Below are 15,998 nucleotides of genomic sequence, written 5' to 3'. Positions count from 1 at the left end.
CATGACTGCTGCTACTGCCACCAGCACTGGCACCGGCCGCGTCGTCCGGGTGCTCGGCCCGGTCGTGGACGTCGAGTTCCCGCGCGACCAGGTGCCGGACCTGCTCAACGCCCTCACGGTGGAGATCACCGCCGAGGGCATGGCCAAGACGCTGACGCTGGAGGTCGCCCAGCACCTGGGCGACAGCGTCGTGCGGACGATCTCGATGCAGCCCACCCAGGGCCTGGTGCGCGGCGTGACCGTGACCGACTCCGGCGCGGGCATCTCGGTGCCGGTCGGTGACGTGGTCAAGGGTCACGTGTTCAACGCGCTGGGCCACTGCCTGGACGAGCCGGGCTACGCCGCCGACGCCGAGCGGTGGTCCATCCACCGCAAGGCGCCGAGCTTCGACCAGCTCGAGGGCAAGACCGAGATGCTGGAGACCGGCATCAAGGTCATCGACCTGCTCACCCCGTACGTGCAGGGCGGCAAGATCGGCCTGTTCGGCGGCGCCGGTGTGGGCAAGACGGTGCTCATCCAGGAGATGATCCGCCGAGTCGCCAAGAACTTCGGTGGCACCTCGGTGTTCGCCGGTGTCGGCGAGCGCACCCGTGAGGGCAACGACCTCTGGGTGGAGATGGACGAGTCCGGCGTGCTGGCCGACACCGCGCTGGTGTTCGGTCAGATGGACGAGCCGCCGGGCACCCGCATGCGGGTGGCGCTGTCCGCGCTGACGATGGCGGAGTACTTCCGCGACGTGCAGAACCAGGACGTGCTGCTGTTCATCGACAACATCTTCCGGTTCACCCAGGCGGGCCAGGAGGTGTCGACCCTGCTGGGCCGCATGCCGTCCGCGGTGGGTTACCAGCCGACGCTGGCCGACGAGATGGGTGAGCTGCAGGAGCGCATCACCTCGACGCGCGGTCGCTCGATCACCTCGATGCAGGCGATCTACGTGCCGGCGGACGACTACACCGACCCGGCGCCGGCGACCACCTTCGCCCACCTGGACGCGACCACGGAGCTCTCCCGTGCGATCTCGCAGAAGGGCATCTACCCGGCGGTGGACCCGCTGTCCTCCACCTCCACCATCCTCGACCCGGCGATCGTCGGCGACGAGCACTACCGGGTGGCGCAGGAGGTCAAGCGGATCCTGCAGAAGTACAAGGAGCTGCAGGACATCATCGCCATCCTCGGTATGGACGAGCTGTCCGAAGAGGACAAGGTGACGGTGCAGCGGGCGCGTCGCATCGAGCGCTACCTGTCGCAGAACTTCTTCGTGGCCAAGCAGTTCACCGGCCAGGAGGGCTCCTTCGTGCCGCTGAAGGAGACCATCGAGGCGTTCGACAAGCTGTGCAAGGGCGACTTCGACCACTACCCGGAGCAGGCCTTCCTGTCCATCGGTGGTCTGGACGACCTGGAAGCGGCTTACAAGAAGCTCACCGAGAAGTGAGCGACGGCCCCCGCTGGGGGTCGCCGCGTTCCGGCGACGGGGTCGAGGTCCGAGAAGACCTCGGCCCCGTTTGCCAGCAAGGCATTCCCTGCCCGGCCAGTCACGATCGCCCTGGTGGCACCGGATAGACTGCGGGCACACACCCGACAAAGGAGACGCGCGTGGCCAACATGTCCGTCCAACTGGTCGCCGTCGAGCGCCGCCTGTGGTCCGGGGAAGCGACCGCCGTGGTCGCGCAGACCACCGAGGGAGAGATCGGCGTTCTCCCGGGGCACGAGCCGCTGCTCGGTGAGCTGATCGAGGGCGGTGTGGTGCGCATCACCACCGCCGCGAAGGAGACCGTGACCGCCGCGGTCCACGGCGGGTTCCTGTCGGTCACCTCGGGTGGGGTGAGCGTGCTGGCGGAGTCCGCGGAGCTGGCCGACGAGATCGACGTGGCGCAGGCCCGCGAGGACGTCAAGAGCGCGGATGAACAGGCCCGAGCGCGGGCGTTGAGCCGATTGCGAGCCGCCGGCCACTCGGCCTGATCCGGGCCTCGCATGGGCTCCCCGGTCGTGTGGTTCGTGGTGGCGTTGGGGCTGCTGCTGCTGGCAGCCCTGATCGTTGCGGGACTGGCCTGGCGGCGGCTGCGGGAACTGCGCGTCGGGGGCATCGACGTGGCGCTGCGCGCCAGCAAGGACGGTGGCCGGGGTTGGCACCTCGGGGTCGCGCACTACCGGGGTGAGGAGTTCACCTGGTACCGCGTGCTGAGCCTGCGGTCGGGGCCGAACTGGGTGATCAACCGCCGGGACGTGGAGATCGCCCGCCGCCGCGAGCCGACGGTGTCCGAGGCGTACGCGATGCCCGCCGGTTCGACGGTGCTGGACCTGACCGGCCCGGACCTGGAGCTGGCGATGGGCCGCGACGCGCTGACCGGGTTCCTGTCCTGGCTGGAGTCGGCGCCGCCGGGCCGCTCGGTGCCGTGGGCGTCCTGACCGAGGTCGAATCGAAGAGCGTTGCAGCGGGGTCCGGTGCCGGGCCCCGCTTTTTCGTGCGCGGGGTGACAGGAAGGTTCCCATCCTCGCATCAGCGGCGCAGGTCCCGGCTGATGTCGTGGAGCAGCTGGAGGAACACCTCGATCAGCGGTGCGTGCCTGGTGCTGGTCGGCACGGCGGCGTGGATGCGCCGGTGCAGTCCTGACGCCAGCGGGTGGTGGGTGGTGCCGGGAGCGCCGGTGATGGCCAGGCACGGGATGAAGGAGACGGCCACTCCGGCGGAGACCACGGCTTCGGCCACCGCGTAGGACTCGAATTCGAAGGCCACTCGCGGCGCGAAGTCCTCGGCGCGTGCGGCGGCTTCCAGCTGCCTGCGGTTCGGGAGGTCGGTCGGGGCGCAGGCCCAGGTGTCGTCGCGGAAGTCGGCGAGCCGCGGTGCAGTGTTCCCGGCGCGCGGGTGGCCGGTGGGCAGCACGGCGTGGACGGGGTCGTCCAGCAGGTGCACGAGGCGGACGCCGGGTGGTGCTTCGAGCGCCTCGCGGTACTCGCCGACGAGCGCGAGGTCCAGGCGGTGCGCGGCGACCCGCTCGATGCCTTCGTCCGGGCCCAGGTCGACGACGGACAGCTCGGCGCCGGGGTGGCGGTGGCGCATCGCGGCCAGTGCTTCCGGTAGCAGGGCGAGGCCGGCGGTGGGGAAGGCGCCGAGGCGCAGGCGGTTGCGGTGTTCGTCGCGGAAGCGCTGGGCGTCGCTCGTGGCGTCGTGCAGGGCGGCGGCGATGCGTTCCGCGCTTTCGGCCATGCGGGCGCCCAGCGGGGTCAGGCGGACGCCGTGGGGGAGCCGTTCGGCCAGCTGTGCGCCGACTTCGTCCTCCAGGCGGATCAACTGCTGCGACACCGCTGGTGGGGTCCGGCCGAGCTGTTCGGCGGCGCGGGTCACGCTGCCCTGTTCGCGCAGCGCCAGCAGGATCAGCAGCCGGGACGGGTCGAGCATGAAGGTTCACTTTACGCGTCCCAAGAATCCGTAACTGGATGTGAACGGGTTGTCGGGGAAAGACTGGAGGCGTGATCGAGCAGGCCAGTTACACCATCGAACCCGAACCCATCGACAGCCCGCACGCGCAGCAGGCGCTCCGCGAGTACGTCGCTGAGCTGGACCGCCGCTTCCCGAGCGGGTTCGACACCTCCCGCGCCGCCCCGCCGGCCAAGACCGACTTCGTGCCGCCAGCCGGGGTGTTCCTCGTGGTGCGGGTGGGGGAGCAGGTTCTCGGCTGCGGGGCGCTGCGCACCGGGCCGGGCGGGATCGGGGAGATCAGGCGCATGTGGATCGCCCCGGAGCTGCGCGGGCGGGGTGCCGGGCGTGCGCTGCTCACCGAGCTAGAGCAGGAGGCGCGGCGGCTGGGGTGCGACCGGATCCGGCTGGACACCGCGGCCGAGCTCCGCGAGGCGCGTGCCCTTTACGATTCGGCGGGCTACCAGGAGATCCCGGCCTACAACGACAACGAGTACGCGCGGCACTGGTACGAGAAAACCCTGAGCTGATCGGCTCGACGCCGAACTACTCTGCGGTGGTGCGCATCGAGATCGTCGGCTACGACCACCCGGATTCCGCGCGGCTGATCGACGTCCTCCAGCGGGAGTACGTCGAGCGCTACGGCGAGGAGGACGACACGCCGGTCGAACCGGCCGAGTTCCGGCCGCCGCAGGGGCTGTTCCTGCTCGGCTACGTGGACGATCGTCCGGTCGGTTCGGGTGGCTGGCGAGCCCGCGAGGGCGACGAGCCGGGGCTGCAGGACGGCGACGCCGAGATGAAGCGGCTGTTCGTCGTGCCCGATGCGCGCGGCCGCGGCCTGTCGCGGCGGCTGCTCGCCGAGCTGGAGCACACCGCCGCGATGGCAGGCCGCAAGCGGATGGTGCTGGAGACCGGTACGCAGCAGCCCGAGGCGATCGGTCTCTACACCTCCGCCGGGTACACCGCGGTCGACACCTTCGGCCTGCACCGGGACGATCCGTTGATCCGCTGCTTCGCCAAGGAGCTCTGAACTCCTGCTGGTGAACGCACGGCGGAGGGGCCGCCGCCAGGAACCCGCCGGTGGCCTCCTGCGTGCCTTGCACGAGCGCGGGCGGCTCCGGCGGCAGGTCTCAGGCGTTCCCGCCCGGCTTCCAGAGCACGTCGCCGTCCGGGTTGGCGACTCGGGCCAGGATGAACAGCAGGTCCGACAGCCGGTTCAGGTACTTCGCGGGCAGCGGTGACGTGCGCTGCCCGTCGGCTTCCTGCAGCGCCCAAGCCGAGCGCTCGGCCCGGCGGGCCACGCACCGCGCTTGGTGCAGCAGCGCACCGCCCGGTGTGCCGCCGGGCAGGATGAACGAATCCAGCTTGCCCAGCCGGGAGTTGAACTCGTCGCACCAGCCCTCGAGCCGGTCGACGTAGCCCTGGGTGATCCGCAGTGGCGGGTACTTCGGGTTCTCCGCGATCGGCGTGGACAGGTCCGCGCCCACGTCGAACAGGTCGTTCTGCACCGCTCGCAGCACCGCGACGACGTCCTCGCCGAGCTCGGCGGTGGCCAGCGCCACACCGAGCACCGAGTTCGTCTCGTCGACGTCGGCGTAGGCGACCAGCCGCGGATCGGTCTTGTGCACCACGGAGTTGTCCGACAGCCGGGTCGTGCCCGAATCCCCGGCCCGCGTGTAGATCTTCGTCAGGTGGACGGCCATGCGGACAGCCTATGCGGATGTGACAGGAAGGTTCCCATGCTCGCACCGCGGTGACAGGAAGGTTCCCATGCTCGCGTCCCGCACCCGCCCCGATGGCGGTGGTGGGCGGGCCGTAACCTCGATGCTCGTGAGTGAGCACTTCCGGGTACACGGCGGAGCGCGTCTCGTCGGCGAGGTCGACGTGGTCGGGGCTAAGAACAGCGTGTTGAAGCTGATGGCTGCCGCGCTGCTGGCGGAGGGCACGACGACGATCGTCAACTGCCCGGAGATCCTCGACGTTCCGCTGATGGCCGACGTGCTGCGCAGCCTCGGTTGTGAGGTGACGATCGACGGCGGCACGGTGCGCATCACGACTCCCGCGGAGATCAGCCACGAGGCGGTGTCGCCGTCGATGGGCAAGCTGCGCGCCTCGGTGTGCGTGCTGGGGCCGCTGGTGGCCCGCTGCCGTCGTGCGGTCGTGACGCTGCCCGGTGGTGACGCGATCGGTTCCCGGCCGCTGGACATGCACCAGAACGGTCTGCGGCAGCTCGGCGCCACCAGCCACATCGAGCACGGCGCGGTGGTGGCCGAGGCGGAGAACCTGCGCGGCGCCCAGATCTGGCTGGACTTCCCGAGCGTGGGCGCGACGGAGAACATCCTGATGGCCGCGGTGCTGGCCGAGGGCACCACCGTGATCGACAACGCGGCGCGCGAGCCGGAGATCGTCGACCTGTGCGTGATGCTGCAGCAGATGGGCGCCAAGATCGAGGGCGCGGGCACCTCCACGCTGACGGTGCACGGGGTGTCCTCGCTCAAGGCGGTCGAGCACCGCGTGATCGGCGACCGCATCGTCGGCGCGACCTGGGCTTTCGCCGCTGCGGCCACCCGTGGTGACATCACGGTGCGCGGTGTCGACCCGCGGCACGTCAACCTGGTGCTGGAGAAGCTGCGCAGCGCCGGTGCGGAGGTGACCACCTCGGAGGAGAGCTTCCGGGTGGTGATGCGCGGGCGTCCGAACGCGGTCGACTTCGTCACGCTGCCCTACCCGGGTTTCCCGACGGACCTGCAGCCGATGGCGCTGGCGCTGTCCGCAGTCGCCGACGGCACCTCGATGATCACCGAGAACCTGTTCGAGTCCCGGTTCCGGTTCATCGAGGAACTGGTGCGGATGGGGGCCGACGGGCGCACCGACGGCCACCACGCGGTCGTGCGCGGTCTGGACCGGCTGTCGAGCGCACCGGTGTGGGCGACCGACATCCGCGCGGGCGTCGGCCTGGTGCTCGCCGGCCTGTGCGCCGACGGGGTCACCGAGGTGTGGGACGTCTTCCACATCGACCGCGGCTACCCGAACTTCGTGGAGAACCTGCGCGGCCTGGGCGCGGACATCGAGCGCGTGACCGACTGACCTCGTTCCGGCCCGGCAGCACCACCGGCTCGCCATGTGATGCAAACCACAGCGGATGGCCCGACCATGGGCGGTGACCCTGCTCCCGGTTCGAAGGGGCGATGGTCATGGCGAGCAGTGGGTGGACGCGTCGCGAGTTCCTGAAGGGCTCCGGTGTCGCCGCGGGTGCACTGGTGCTGGGTGCGCTCGGTGGGTGCGCCCGGACCGGCGGCGGCGCGGGAGGTGATCCGCTCGAAGAGGCGCGCCGGTCGGGCGCGGTTCAGGTCGGCATCGCGGGGGAAGCGCCTTACGGCTTCACCGACCAGACCGGCCGGGTCACCGGTGAGGCGCCCGAGGTCGCCCGCGCCGTGTTCGGCAACCTGGGCGTCGGCACGGTCAACGCTTCGCAGGTCGACTTCAACCAGCTGATCCCGGCGCTGAACGCGAACAAGTTCAGCGTGGTCGCCGCGGGCATGTTCATCACTCCCGAGCGCTGCAAGAACGCGGCGTTCTCCATCCCCGACTACATCGCGCCAACGGCGTTCCTGGTGCCGCGCGGAAACCCGGAACGCATCGCCACTTTCGAGGACGTCGTGCGCCAGAAGCTCAACGTCGCCGTCCTCAGCGGCGCCGTGGAGAAGGACTACGCCCAGCGGCTGGGCGTGCCGGACTCGCAGGTGCAGCCCTACGACTCCCAGAACTCGCTGCTGCAGGCCGTGGTCAACCGGCGCGTCAGCTGCGCTGCGCTGACCAACATCTCGCTCAACGACCTGGTGCGGAAGAACCCCGGTGCCCAGGTCGAGGTCACCAGGGGCTTCACCCCGGTGATCGCCGGGAAACCGGAGGTGCAGGCGGGCGCGTTCGTGTTCCGCTCGGCCGACACCGGGCTGCGCGACGCGTTCAACGCCGAGCTGAAGAAGCTCCAGGACAGCGGCGAGTGGGTGCGCATCGCAAGTCCGTTCGGGTTCACCCGGGAGAACCTGCCGCCGCCCGGAGTCACCACGGAGGCGTTGTGCGCCGGTAGCTGACCGGGAGTCGGCATGTTCGAGAACTTCTCGCACTTCCTCCAGGTGCTGGGGCAGGGCGTCCCGGCGACGTTGATCGCGACGCTGGGCGGGATAGCCCTGTGCATCGTGCTGTCGTTGATCGCCGGGCTCGGGATGCTCTCGCGGCGGCGGTGGGTTCGGGTCGTCGCGCGCAGCTACGTCGAGGTCTGGCGCGGCACCTCGGAAGTGGTGCAGCTGTTCTGGATCTTCTTCGCGCTGCCGCTGCTGGTCGGCTTCGAGCTGCTGCCGATGTGGGCGGGGATCTTGGTGCTCGGCCTCAACCACGGCGCGTACGGCGGCGAGATCGTGCGGGGCGCGGTGCAGGCGGTACCGCGGGAGCAGCACGAGTGCGCGGTCGCGTTGAGCTTCACCCGGTCGCAGCGGATGTGGCGGGTGATCCTGCCGCAAGCGGCGGTGGAGATGATCCCGCCGTTCAACAACCTGTTCATCCAGCTGCTGAAGAGCAGCGCTCTGCTGTCGCTGATCTTCGTGCACGACATCACCTACCAGGGCCGCGATGTCCTCGAACCCAACTTCACCGGCCAGACCGCGCTGATCTACTCGCTGATGCTGGCGCTGTACCTCGTGCTGGCGGTGCTGATCACGGCGGTGATGCGAGCGCTGGAGCGGCGCGCGGCGGCAGGAGTGGGCCGCCAGCCCGTCGGGCCGGGGAAAGCGCTCGGCCGGGGCGCGGGGGCGATGTAGGTGATCTGGGACTGGGAGTTCACCGGCCGGGTCGTCCCGGACGTCCTGCGCGGGCTGCTGGTGACCTTCGAGGCCACCGTGCTCGGTTCGGTCGTGGCGTTCGCGCTGGGCCTGCTGCTCGCGCTGCTGCGGCGGTCGCGGATCCGGGCGGTCAGCCGCGCGACCTGGCTGTTCATCGAGTTCGTGCGCAGCACCCCGCTGCTGGTGCAGCTGTACTTCCTGTTCAACGTGCTGCCGGGGATCGGCCTGCGGTTCTCGTCGCTGACCACCGGTGTGATCGGTCTCGGTGTGCACTACGCCTGCTACGCGGCCGAGGTCTACCGCGCGGGGATCGACGGGGTGCCGCGCGGGCAGTGGGAGGCGGCGACGGCGCTGAGCCTGCCGACCTACCGGGTGTGGACGAGCGTGGTGCTCCCGCAGGCGATTCCGCGGGTGCTCCCCGCGCTGGGCAACTACACCATCTCGATGTTCAAGGAAACGCCGTTGCTGCTGGCGATCGGTGTGCTCGATCTGGTGGGTGCGGCGCAGGAGGCGGGATCCGACGCCTACCGCTACGTCGAACCGCTGACCCTGGCCGGCATCTGCTTCCTGCTGTTGAGCTACCCGGCGTCGCTGCTGGTGCGGAGGTTGGAACGCCGTGTCGGGAGCTGAGGAGATGATCCGCTTCGACCGGGTCGTGAAGCGGTTCGGTGACAACGTGGTGCTCGACGAGCTCGACTTCGCCGTTCGGCCCGGGGAGCGCGTGACCCTGATCGGGCCGAGCGGATCGGGCAAGACGACGATCCTGCGGCTGCTGATGACGCTGGAGCGGGTCGACGGCGGCACCATCCACGTCGGTGACGAATGCCTGACGCACGTGCGCCGGGGCGAACGCCTGGTGCCCGCTGACGAGAAGCACCTGCGTGAGGTGCGCAAGCACATCGGCATGGTGTTCCAGCAGTTCAACCTCTTCCCCAACATGCGGGTGCTGCGCAACGTCACCGAAGCGCCGGTGCGCGTGCTGGGCCTGCCGGTGGCGGAAGCGCAGCGGCGGGCGCGGGAGCTGCTGGAGGTGGTGGGCCTGGCGGACAAGCTGGACGCCTACCCGACGCAGCTGTCCGGCGGCCAGCAGCAGCGGGTGGCGATCGCCCGCGCGTTGGCGATGCACCCGGACGTGCTGCTGCTGGACGAGATCACCTCCGCGCTGGACCCGGAGCTGGCCGCCGAGGTCCTCGACGTGCTGCGCGATCTGGCGCGCACCAGCGACATCACCATGCTGTGCGTGACGCATGCGATGAAGTTCGCGCGCGACGTCTCGCACCGGGTGCTGATGTTCGACCAGGGGCGGATCCTGGAGGACAAGCCACCGCAGGAGCTGTTCGAGCGCCCGGAGCACGAGCGGACCCGCCGGTTCCTGCGGTCGGTGCTGGAAGAGGCCTGACCGCGGTCGTTCAGGCCGGATTCCGGCGTTCGTGCAGCAGCAGGAGCGCGTAGGCGGCTATCGACTGGGCGTCGGTGATCTCGTCGGCGGCGACCATCTTCTCGAACTCCTCGCGAGAGAACCAGGCAGCGCGCATGTCCTGCTCCTCGTGCTCGCGCTCGTGCGCGCCGGAGGACAGCCCGGTCGCCAGGAACACGCGCCCGCGCTGGCTGGACATGCCCGGTGCGACGTCCAAGGTGCCCAGGTCGACCAGGTTCGCCGCCCGCAGGCCCGTTTCCTCCCGCAGTTCGCGGGCGGCGAGCTCGGCCGGTGGGACGTCGAGCCGGTCCGGTGCGGTGCCCTGCGGGAACTCCCAGCGGCGCAGGCCCAGCGGGTAGCGGTACTGCTCGACCAGGTGGAGGCGGTCCCCGTCGAGCGGGATCACCAGCGCGTAGCCGGGCTTGTCGACCACTCCGTAGATTCCCTCGGACCCGTCGGCGCGGCGCACTCCGTCCTCGCGCACCGACATCCACGGATTCGCGTACACCTCGCGGCTGCTCGTCTGCTCCATGCGGCCATGGTGCCGGACGGCGGGCGTGCGAGACCGACGAGCTCACTCGGCTCGCGATCCACTGTGGATTGCGGGGATGAAGGCGGGAAGCCCGTCCCGCGGGGTGCGTCCTCGGCTGCATCGCGGAGATCAGTGGTGTCATGCGTCCATGATCCCGAATCGAACATCCGTTCGCACGTTCTTTGTTGTCGCCTGACCAGGTGGAAGTCGGCGATGGAACGTGAAAATCGTTGCGCGATAAGGCTGAGCTCGTGAGCGGGAACCGGGCGTGGGCGGCGCGCGAGGATGGGAACCTTCCTGTCACCTCCGGCGCGCGGGCGTGACAGGAAGGTTCCCATCCTCTCAACCGGCGGCGGGCCCGCTGCCGTTCAGCTTGGACTTGCGGCGGCCGTAGCCGAAGTACACCGCCAGCCCGATCGCGGTCCAGATCGCGAAGGTCACCCAGGTGACGACGTCCAGCCCGAAGATCAGGTACACGCACAGCGCCAGGCCCAGCAGCGGGATCCACGGCATCAGCGGCGTCCGGAAGCTGCGCGAGAGCTCCGGGCGGGTCCGGCGCAGGACCAGGACGCCGATGTTGACCAGGCTGAACGCGACCAGCGTGCCGATGCTGGTCGCCTCGGCGAGCTGGTTGAGCGGCACGACCGCGGCCAGCAGCGCCACTACGACACCGACGACGATGGTGTTGCGCGCCGGCACCGCGCGCTGGTTGACCTTCGACAGCATGCTCGGCATCAGGCCGTCGCGGGACATCGAGACCAGGATTCGGGTCTGGCCGTACAGGACGGTCAGCACCACCGAGGCGATGGCGATCACCGCGCCGAAGGCGAGCACCACCGACGCCCAGCCCTGGCCGGTCACGATGCGCAGCGCGGTGGCCAGCGAGGCGTTGGAGCCGGAGAGCACGTCGACGCCGACCGCACCCACCGCGGCGAAGGCGACCAGCACGTAGATCGCGGTGACGATGGCCAGCGACAGGATGATCGCGCGGGGCAGGTCCCGCTTCGGGTTGCGGGCCTCCTCGCCGGCGGTGGAGGCGGCGTCGAAGCCGATGAAGGAGAAGAAGACGGCCGACGCGCCCACCGAGATCCCGGCGAACCCGTACGGGGCGAAGGGCGTCATGTTGTCCGAGTTGAACGCGGTGATCGCCACGGCGACGAAGAACACCAGCACCGCGATCTTGAGCAGGGTGGTGATGGTGGTGACCCGCGCGCTCTCCCGCACGCCCCGCAGCAGCACGAACATGGCCAGCAGCACGATCAGCGCGGCCGGGATGTTGACCACGCCGCCTTCGCCGGGCGGTGCGGCGAGGATGTCCGGGATGGTGACCCCGATGGTGCCCTGCAGGAACTCGTTCAGGTAACCGCCCCAGCCGACCGCGACCGCCGCGACCGACACGCCGTACTCCAGCAGCAGGCACCAGCCGCAGATCCAGGCGACCAGCTCACCGAGCGTGGCGTAGGTGTAGGAGTAGGCCGAGCCGGACACCGGGACGCTGCCGGCGAGTTCGGCGTAGGACAGGGCGGAGCACAGCGCTGCCAGCCCGGCCAGCACGAACGACACGACCACCGCGGGACCGGCGGCCGGAGCGGCCTCGGCCAGCACCACGAAGATCCCGGTTCCGAGCGTCGCGCCGACCGAGAGCGCCACCAGTGGGACCAGACCGAGGGTGCGGCGCAGCTGGGTGTGCGAGCCGTCGTCGGCGAGTTGCTCAGCGGGTTTGACGCGCAGCAGGGTTCGGGCGAATGACACGAGGCGTAACGGTATCTCGCCCAGCGGGAACATCGAGGTCCGACCTCGCCCTACCGGCTGGTTGCCCCGGGGGTGCTCGACTTCTGGATCGACGCCCGTACGCTGTGCCGGGTGCGACTCGTCATTGCCCGCTGCCAGGTGGACTACGTCGGCCGACTCACCGCGCATCTGCCCATGGCGCAGCGCCTGCTGCTGGTGAAGGCCGATGGTTCGGTGTCGGTGCACTCCGATGACCGGGCCTACAAGCCGTTGAACTGGATGAGCCCGCCGTGCTGGCTGATCGAGGACCCCGGCGTGTGGACGGTGCAGAACAAGGCTGGCGAGAAGCTGGTGATCACCCTCGACGAGATCATGCACGACTCCAAGCACGAGCTGGGCGTCGAGCCGGGGCTGGTCAAGGACGGTGTCGAAGCGCACCTGCAGGAGCTGCTGGCCGAGCACGTGACGACGCTGGGCGAGGGGTGGTCGCTGGTCCGCCGCGAGTTCCCGACCGCGATCGGCCCGGTGGACCTGATGTGCCGGAACGCCGACGGCGCGAGCGTGGCGGTGGAGATCAAGCGGCGCGGCGAGATCGACGGCGTCGAGCAGTTGACCCGCTACCTGGAGCTGCTCAACCGGGACCCGCTGCTGGCCCCGGTCACCGGCGTGTTCGCCGCGCAGCAGATCAAGCCGCAGGCGCGCACGCTGGCCGAGGACCGCGGTATCCGCTGCGTCGTCCTGGACTACGACAAGCTGCGCGGCATCGAGCCGGACGAGTACCGGCTGTTCTGATCCGCCGCGAGCGGTCGGGGATATTCGATTGCGCCCCACCGCGGCCGCGCTGTTCGATCGTGATCATCAATTCGATCGGATCGGACGGACATGCCCAACTCCTCTGCGAGCTCGCTGCAGCTGCCGCCGCCCGGCGGTCCCCGTCCGGTGGGGACGCGGTCCTGGCACCTCGTCGACGCGGATCGGGCGGACCCCTGGGACACCGGTCGCAGCCGGGAGTTGATGGTGCAGCTGTGGTACCCGGCCGGGTCCGCGGGTGACCGCGCCCGCTACCTGCCGGTGCCGGTGGCGCGGCTGGTCATCGACAGCTGGGCCGAGGAGGGCGAGAACCTCGGCGCCGAGTCGGGTGAGGCGCTGGCCGCCGCGGGCGTAACCGCGCTCGACGGTGTGCCGCCGCTGATCGGTGCGCCCGCGCCGCTGGTGCTGTTGTCGCCCGGGCTGGGCGAGTACCGGACCGGGCTGAGCGCTCTCGCCGAGGAGCTGGCTTCGCGGGGGCTGTGGGTGGCCGGCGTGGACCACCCGTCCGACGCGGCGGGAGTGGCCTTCCCCGACGGGCGCGTGGTCGCCCACCACGAGCCGGACTTCGGCGAGGACGGAGACCTCGAGGACCGCTATCTCGCCACCCGGATCGCCGACCTGCGGTTCGTGCTGGACCGGCTGCTCGGATCCGAGTGGCGCGAGCTGGTCGATCCGGACCGGATCGCCGTCGCCGGGCACTCGCTGGGCGGCGCGGCGGCGCTGGAGGTCGCTCGGCTGGACGACCGGGTGGCCGCCGCGGCGGTGCTCGACGGGTCGCTGTACGGCGAAGTGCTCACCACCGGCCTGGACGTGCCGGTGCTGCTGTGCGCGCTGACTCCGCCCGACCCCGACGACCCGGACGTCCTGGCCGGCTGGGAGCAGGTGTGGCCGTTGCTTCGCGGTCCGCGCCAGTGGACGACGGTGCCCGACGCCGGGCACCTGTCGGCCACGGACTTCGACGTGTTCGCGGCTCCGCTGGGCCTGCGTGAACCGGGCGATCCGGACGACCTGCTGAGCTTCGGGACGCTGGCGCCCGGCGAGGGCGTGGCCGCAGTCCGCTCCGTGCTGGTCGGCTTCCTCGGAGCGCACCTGTCCGGCCACGTCGTCGCGGACGCCTGACCGGTACTCCGCCAGCCCTCTGATCAGCCGATTCGCCTGGGGCGGCGGGGAACCTCCCGGCCGTGGGTGACAGGAAGGTTCCCATGCTCGCATCAGGCCGTCTTGGTCGCGTTGCCGTCGACGAGGTGGTCGGCGCCCGCGGTGCTCGCCGCGTGCGGTGAGGCGAGGAAGGCCACCAGCGCGGCGACTTCGGCCGGGTCGACCAGGCGCCCCGTGGTCATGCCCGCTTCCGCCGGGAGCCGGGCGAGCAGCTCGTCCAGCGGGATGCCGAGGGACTGCGCCAGCTTCGCGCCGTGGCCGTCGGGGCTCTCCCAGAGCGCGGTGCGGGTCGGGCCGGGGGAGATGGTGTTGACCCGGACGCCGCGCGGTCCGACTTCGGTGGCGAGGGCTTTGCCGAAGGCGGTCAGCGCGGCTTTCGCCGTGGTGTAGGGCATCGGCCCGGCGTGCGGTTGCCGGGCGCCGTTCGACGAGATGTTGATGATGGTGCCTTCGCGGCTCAGCAGGCTCGGCAGCGCCGCGCGGGTGGTGCGGACGGCGCTGAAGAAGTTCAGCTCGAAGGTCTGCTGCCACTGCTCGTCGGTGAGCTCGGTGAATCCGGCGAGCAGGTCGCCGTCGCCGCCGCCGACGTTGTTGACGAGCAGGTCGAGCGGTCCCGCTTCGGCGATCGCCCGGTCGACCAGGTGCTGCGGGGCGTCGGGGCCGGACAGGTCGGCGGGGATCCCGATGGCGCCCGTCGCCGCCAGTTCCGGCGTGATGGTGCGCGCCGTCGCGATCACGCGCATGCCTTCGGCGATGAGCGCGGATGTGATGGCCAGGCCGATTCCGCGGCTGGCGCCGGTCACGAGGGCGGTCTTGCCGGAAAGTCGCAGGTCCACGCCTGCCTCCTCTGTCGCGTCTTGGGTGACGCATCAGACGATATAGACGCAACACAGATGTTGCAACTAAGGGGCGAGCTGGGACGCTGCTGTAGTGTTCGTCGGGTGACGCGAGCGATGCGGGCGGATTCGGAGCGGACGGTCCAGGTGATCCTGGAGGCCGCCGAGCGCGTGCTGCGCGCGGATCCGGCCGCGTCCATGGCGCAGATCGCCGAGGCCGCGGGGGTCGCGCGCACCACGGTGCACCGCCGGTTCGCCAGCCGGGAGGCGCTGGTGGAGGCGATGGCCGTCTGGGCCGCCGAGCAGTTCCGCGACGCGGTCGCGGCGGCGCGTCCCGACAGCGCTCCACCGCTGGTCGCGCTGCACCAGGTCACGGTCAACGTGCTGCGGGTGAAGGCCGACTGGGGGTTCGCGATGAGCCGGACCGCCGTCGGCGAGGGCGAGTGCATCCACGAAGAGGTGCGGCAGGCGTGCGTGCGGCTCTTCCAGCGCGCCAAGGACTCCGGCGCGCTGCGCTCCGACGTCGACGGGGAGTGGGCGCGGCGGGTCTACTACGCGCTGATCCACGAGGCGGTCGAGGTCGGGCAGGGCGGTGACGACGTCGACGAGCTGGCGGCGCGCGTGGTCGACACCCTGCTGACGGGCGTCGGCGCCTAGCGGTCAGGTGCGGTCGGGTCCGTTGTGGGCCCGGCAGGTGTCCAGGTGGAACGCCGACCACGGGACGATCAGGTCGGTCAGGTGCCGCAGGAATCCGGCCGGCCGCCCGGGCGCGGAGCCGGTCTCCTCGGCGTGATCGATCGAGTCCTCGGCGAGACTGGCGGCGATCGCCAGGTCGATTCGGGCGTTCACAGCTCCTCCCCCTCGGCCGCTGCGCGTGTGCCATTCGCGACGGTACCGGTCACAATCCGTTGTCCGGGTGTTGCGCTCCGCAATATCACTCGCATGGCCGTGCTCGGCGGCGCGGGTGATCGATTCAGTTGCGGGATCCAACGAATTGATATCGGTCCGATGTGAGCTGCGGCACTGTGCGGTACTGTCCGGCTTCGGTTGCCCGGTGGTGGTTGTCGTTGGACTTTGTTGGGTCTGGAGGTGGGGTGGCGGTGCTGCTAGCCCAGGGACGGCTGTTGGACGCGAATGCCGTTGATTATGTGTTGTTGGCGTTGTACTTCGTTTTTGTGCTGGGTATTGGTTATGTGGCGCGGCGTGCGGTGTCGACGAGTCTGGATTTTTTCTTGTCGGGTCGGGCGTTGCCTGCGTGGGT

The 15,998-nt window shown here is 70.3% G+C and carries 19 protein-coding genes; 13 read left to right on the top strand and 6 right to left on the bottom strand.

Translation table 11 applies throughout. The annotated features are described in order from the left end of the window. The first annotated feature begins 1 nt into the window (after position 1). The 3 genes from atpD (at position 2) to C4T78_RS34805 (ending at position 2,406) form a co-directional block, all read left to right on the top strand. Positions 2 to 1,432, top strand: a complete 1,431-nt coding sequence (gene atpD / locus C4T78_RS34815) for a F0F1 ATP synthase subunit beta (RefSeq protein WP_093159933.1) — start codon at positions 2 to 4, stop codon at positions 1,430 to 1,432. A 161-nt stretch (positions 1,433 to 1,593) separates the two neighbouring features. After that, positions 1,594 to 1,959, top strand: a complete 366-nt coding sequence (locus C4T78_RS34810) for a F0F1 ATP synthase subunit epsilon (RefSeq protein WP_093159932.1) — start codon at positions 1,594 to 1,596, stop codon at positions 1,957 to 1,959. A 12-nt stretch (positions 1,960 to 1,971) separates the two neighbouring features. Next, positions 1,972 to 2,406 carry a DUF2550 domain-containing protein gene (locus C4T78_RS34805; RefSeq protein ID WP_093357148.1) on the top strand — a complete coding sequence of 145 codons (435 nt, stop codon included), beginning with the start codon at positions 1,972 to 1,974 and terminating at the stop codon, positions 2,404 to 2,406. A gap of 91 nt (positions 2,407 to 2,497) precedes the next feature. On the opposite strand, the gene C4T78_RS34800 is transcribed toward C4T78_RS34805, so the two are convergent. Further along, the gene (locus C4T78_RS34800) at positions 2,498 to 3,397 is read right to left on the bottom strand and encodes a LysR family transcriptional regulator (RefSeq protein ID WP_093357150.1); all 900 of its coding nucleotides are present in this window, start codon (positions 3,395 to 3,397) and stop codon (positions 2,498 to 2,500) included. Between the two features lie 71 nt (positions 3,398 to 3,468). Here C4T78_RS34800 and C4T78_RS34795 point away from each other — a divergent pair, with 71 nt between their 5' ends. Together C4T78_RS34795 and C4T78_RS34790 are read left to right on the top strand one after the other, a co-directional pair. Next, entirely contained in the window at positions 3,469 to 3,945 is a 477-nt protein-coding gene (locus C4T78_RS34795; protein WP_093357151.1) for a GNAT family N-acetyltransferase, read from the top strand. A 29-nt stretch (positions 3,946 to 3,974) separates the two neighbouring features. After that, the gene (locus tag C4T78_RS34790; RefSeq protein WP_093357193.1) at positions 3,975 to 4,445 is read left to right on the top strand and encodes a GNAT family N-acetyltransferase; all 471 of its coding nucleotides are present in this window, start codon (positions 3,975 to 3,977) and stop codon (positions 4,443 to 4,445) included. A 100-nt stretch (positions 4,446 to 4,545) separates the two neighbouring features. Here C4T78_RS34790 and C4T78_RS34785 read toward each other — a convergent pair whose 3' ends face one another. Continuing rightward, entirely contained in the window at positions 4,546 to 5,118 is a 573-nt protein-coding gene (locus C4T78_RS34785) for a cob(I)yrinic acid a,c-diamide adenosyltransferase (RefSeq protein WP_093357152.1), read from the bottom strand. 127 nt (positions 5,119 to 5,245) lie between these two features. Between C4T78_RS34785 and murA the strand changes: the two genes are divergently transcribed. From murA to ehuA, 5 genes are all read left to right on the top strand, one after another. Beyond that, positions 5,246 to 6,502, top strand: coding sequence for a UDP-N-acetylglucosamine 1-carboxyvinyltransferase (murA, locus tag C4T78_RS34780; RefSeq protein WP_093357194.1), 1,257 nt, complete (start codon positions 5,246 to 5,248; stop codon positions 6,500 to 6,502). 107 nt (positions 6,503 to 6,609) lie between these two features. Next, a complete protein-coding gene (gene ehuB, locus C4T78_RS34775) occupies positions 6,610 to 7,509 on the top strand; it encodes an ectoine/hydroxyectoine ABC transporter substrate-binding protein EhuB (RefSeq protein ID WP_093357195.1) in 900 nt (299 codons plus the stop codon). Positions 7,510 to 7,521: 12 nt separating this feature from the next. Continuing rightward, positions 7,522 to 8,232 carry an ectoine/hydroxyectoine ABC transporter permease subunit EhuC gene (gene ehuC, locus C4T78_RS34770; RefSeq protein WP_093357154.1) on the top strand — a complete coding sequence of 237 codons (711 nt, stop codon included), beginning with the start codon at positions 7,522 to 7,524 and terminating at the stop codon, positions 8,230 to 8,232. Continuing rightward, positions 8,233 to 8,883, top strand: a complete 651-nt coding sequence (gene ehuD / locus C4T78_RS34765; protein WP_093357155.1) for an ectoine/hydroxyectoine ABC transporter permease subunit EhuD — start codon at positions 8,233 to 8,235, stop codon at positions 8,881 to 8,883. 4 nt (positions 8,884 to 8,887) lie between these two features. Then, a complete protein-coding gene (ehuA, locus tag C4T78_RS34760; protein WP_093357156.1) occupies positions 8,888 to 9,652 on the top strand; it encodes an ectoine/hydroxyectoine ABC transporter ATP-binding protein EhuA in 765 nt (254 codons plus the stop codon). Between the two features lie 10 nt (positions 9,653 to 9,662). Here the strand turns inward: ehuA and C4T78_RS34755 are convergent, their stop codons facing one another. Beyond that, positions 9,663 to 10,202: an NUDIX domain-containing protein gene (locus tag C4T78_RS34755; protein ID WP_093159916.1), complete on the bottom strand. Its 540-nt coding sequence runs from the start codon at positions 10,200 to 10,202 to the stop codon at positions 9,663 to 9,665. 342 nt (positions 10,203 to 10,544) lie between these two features. Beyond that, positions 10,545 to 11,954 carry an amino acid permease gene (locus tag C4T78_RS34750; protein WP_093357197.1) on the bottom strand — a complete coding sequence of 470 codons (1,410 nt, stop codon included), beginning with the start codon at positions 11,952 to 11,954 and terminating at the stop codon, positions 10,545 to 10,547. Positions 11,955 to 12,065: 111 nt separating this feature from the next. Between C4T78_RS34750 and nucS the strand changes: the two genes are divergently transcribed. Together nucS and C4T78_RS34740 are read left to right on the top strand one after the other, a co-directional pair. Then, the gene (nucS, locus tag C4T78_RS34745; RefSeq protein ID WP_093357198.1) at positions 12,066 to 12,725 is read left to right on the top strand and encodes an endonuclease NucS; all 660 of its coding nucleotides are present in this window, start codon (positions 12,066 to 12,068) and stop codon (positions 12,723 to 12,725) included. 90 nt (positions 12,726 to 12,815) lie between these two features. After that, complete coding sequence (locus C4T78_RS34740; protein WP_093357158.1) at positions 12,816 to 13,862, top strand: alpha/beta hydrolase family protein; 1,047 nt, start codon at positions 12,816 to 12,818, stop codon at positions 13,860 to 13,862. A 92-nt stretch (positions 13,863 to 13,954) separates the two neighbouring features. Here the strand turns inward: C4T78_RS34740 and C4T78_RS34735 are convergent, their stop codons facing one another. After that, on the bottom strand, positions 13,955 to 14,737 hold the full coding sequence (locus tag C4T78_RS34735) for an SDR family NAD(P)-dependent oxidoreductase (RefSeq protein ID WP_093357159.1): 783 nt from the start codon (positions 14,735 to 14,737) through the stop codon (positions 13,955 to 13,957). 105 nt (positions 14,738 to 14,842) lie between these two features. Here C4T78_RS34735 and C4T78_RS34730 point away from each other — a divergent pair, with 105 nt between their 5' ends. Next, positions 14,843 to 15,394: a TetR/AcrR family transcriptional regulator gene (locus tag C4T78_RS34730; RefSeq protein WP_309599299.1), complete on the top strand. Its 552-nt coding sequence runs from the start codon at positions 14,843 to 14,845 to the stop codon at positions 15,392 to 15,394. A 3-nt stretch (positions 15,395 to 15,397) separates the two neighbouring features. Here the strand turns inward: C4T78_RS34730 and C4T78_RS34725 are convergent, their stop codons facing one another. Continuing rightward, the gene (locus C4T78_RS34725) at positions 15,398 to 15,586 is read right to left on the bottom strand and encodes a hypothetical protein (protein ID WP_093357162.1); all 189 of its coding nucleotides are present in this window, start codon (positions 15,584 to 15,586) and stop codon (positions 15,398 to 15,400) included. Positions 15,587 to 15,998 lie beyond the last annotated feature (412 nt).

Origin of the sequence: Saccharopolyspora kobensis, from assembly GCF_900108315.1 — a bacterium.
GTDB lineage: Bacteria > Actinomycetota > Actinomycetes > Mycobacteriales > Pseudonocardiaceae > Saccharopolyspora > Saccharopolyspora kobensis.
Note: the sequence above shows the minus strand (reverse complement) of the source record. Positions and strands in the feature narration are given on the sequence as shown.

Coding starts and splice junctions, on each gene's coding strand:
- atpD (WP_093159933.1), top strand. CDS start 2: ATGACTGCTGCTACTGCCACCAGCACTGGCACCGGCCGCGTCGTCCGG.
- C4T78_RS34805 (WP_093357148.1), top strand. CDS start 1,972: ATGGGCTCCCCGGTCGTGTGGTTCGTGGTGGCGTTGGGGCTGCTGCTG.
- C4T78_RS34800 (WP_093357150.1), bottom strand. CDS start 3,397: ATGCTCGACCCGTCCCGGCTGCTGATCCTGCTGGCGCTGCGCGAACAG.
- C4T78_RS34785 (WP_093357152.1), bottom strand. CDS start 5,118: ATGGCCGTCCACCTGACGAAGATCTACACGCGGGCCGGGGATTCGGGC.
- ehuB (WP_093357195.1), top strand. CDS start 6,610: ATGGCGAGCAGTGGGTGGACGCGTCGCGAGTTCCTGAAGGGCTCCGGT.
- ehuC (WP_093357154.1), top strand. CDS start 7,522: ATGTTCGAGAACTTCTCGCACTTCCTCCAGGTGCTGGGGCAGGGCGTC.
- ehuA (WP_093357156.1), top strand. CDS start 8,888: ATGATCCGCTTCGACCGGGTCGTGAAGCGGTTCGGTGACAACGTGGTG.
- C4T78_RS34755 (WP_093159916.1), bottom strand. CDS start 10,202: ATGGAGCAGACGAGCAGCCGCGAGGTGTACGCGAATCCGTGGATGTCG.
- C4T78_RS34740 (WP_093357158.1), top strand. CDS start 12,816: ATGCCCAACTCCTCTGCGAGCTCGCTGCAGCTGCCGCCGCCCGGCGGT.